At 65.9% G+C, this 1,611-nt stretch carries 2 protein-coding genes; both read left to right on the top strand.

The window, feature by feature from the left end; all coding sequences use genetic code 11:
- The first annotated feature begins 58 nt into the window (after positions 1-58).
- Complete coding sequence (locus ABWP09_RS12495) at positions 59-1,096, top strand: acyltransferase family protein (RefSeq protein WP_502959798.1); 1,038 nt, start codon at positions 59-61, stop codon at positions 1,094-1,096.
- A gap of 86 nt (positions 1,097-1,182) precedes the next feature.
- Positions 1,183-1,611: cytochrome-c peroxidase (locus tag ABWP09_RS12490; protein WP_353205457.1), on the top strand; the 429-nt coding region annotated here is incomplete at its 3' end.

The following is a 1,611-nucleotide window of genomic DNA, read 5'->3' as shown; positions in this document are numbered from 1 at the left end:
CCCCTCCCCTAAAGGAGAGGGGCTCAAGCAGCGCCACGAACTGCGCGCGTTGACCGGGATGCGCGGGATCGCGGCGTGGTTCGTCGTTTTGTACCATATCCGCCTGTCGATCGCGGGGTTGCCGCCGGTCTGGGTCAGTGTCTTCGCGAAGGGCTATTTGGCGGTCGATTTTTTCTTCCTGCTGTCAGGTTTTGTCATCTGGCTGAACTGGGGTGAACGGCTGCGCGACGGCGGGCTCAATGCCGTGCCGGGCTTCCTGTGGCGCAGGATCGCGCGGATCTGGCCGCTCCACATGTTCATGCTCGGGTGTGCCGCCCTACTCGCGCTCTTGCTCGCCGCGCTCGGACGACACGATCCGGTCGATTATCCCTTTGCCGAGCTGCCGCTCCACATCCTGCTGCTGCAAAATTGGGGTTTCACCGATCACCTCGCCTGGAACGACCCGAGCTGGTCGATCAGCACCGAATGGGCGGCGTATCTGCTGTTTCCGCTGCTCGCATTCGGGATCGACTGGCGGCGCGTGCCGAGTTGGGCGGTGATCGGCGCGATTGCGGCGGCGCTGGTCTTGCTCCACGCGCTGATGGCGGACGCGCCGACGCTCGGCACCGACATCTGGACCTTCGGGCTGCGCCGCTGCGTGATCGAATTCGCGGTCGGTTCAGCGGTCTGCGCACTTTGGCTGAGATGGCGCGATGCCCCTGCCCGCGCGGTCGCCGCCGCATTGGTCGTCGCCGCGACACTGCTGGCGGCCCGCGCGGCGGGTGCTCCCGAGACGCTGACCATCCCCGCCGCCTTTGCCGCGCTCCTGCTCGCGCTCGCGCTGACCTCGGGATGGCGCGGCAATCCGCTCGAAGCCCGCATGATCCACTATCTCGGCGAGATCAGCTACGCGACCTATCTCGGCCATTTCCTGCTGTTCGTGGTGTTCAAACTGGCGTTCGTCGATGACGCGCACGCGATTCCGCCGATCCTGGTGACGCTGTATCTCGCGCTCGTCCTGGGCAGCTCGGTCGCGCTTTACCATCTCGTGGAGCGCCCGGCACAAACGTGGATGAATCGGCCCGGTCAGCATCGTCGTCCCTTTGCGCGCAGCTAGCCCGCCTCACACTCCCTCCATCATTGCCCGCTAGAATGAACGGGAACCGTTTCGGTCGCAATTCGAACACTGCCCGGGAGAAAAGTGTGAAAGCCGTCCTTCACGCCTGCGTTATGATGCTGCCGCTCGTCGCGCTGGCCGGATGCAGCGGTGGCGCGACCAGCACCACAACCGCCGCCGTCGTCGCGGCAGCGCCCGCCCCGACGCCCGCCCCGACGCCGACGCCAACGCCGACCCCAACCTCCGCCACACCCGCCGGGGTCGCCGATTTTACCACGCTCAATCTCGCGGCTCTCGCCAATTATGCCAGCCCGGCGCTTCCGGCCTATTACGACGCGACCGTCGCGGCTGACGACAATACGCCCGCCGGCAATGCGATCACCGACCGTGTCGCCACGCTCGGGCGCGTGCTGTTCTATGACAAGCGGCTAAGCACCAACGACACGACATCGTGCGCGTCGTGCCATCAACAAGCGAACGGATTCACCGATCCACGCCGCTTCAGCACCGGCGTC

The sequence above is a fragment of the Sphingomonas sp. genome (assembly GCF_040398505.1).
GTDB lineage: Bacteria > Pseudomonadota > Alphaproteobacteria > Sphingomonadales > Sphingomonadaceae > Sphingomonas.
This window is presented reverse-complemented; position numbering and strand designations above follow the sequence as displayed.

Excerpts from the sequence above, each read along its gene's own strand:
- ABWP09_RS12495 (WP_502959798.1), top strand. The coding sequence starts at position 59 with ATGCGCGGGATCGCGGCGTGGTTCGTCGTTTTGTACCATATCCGCCTG.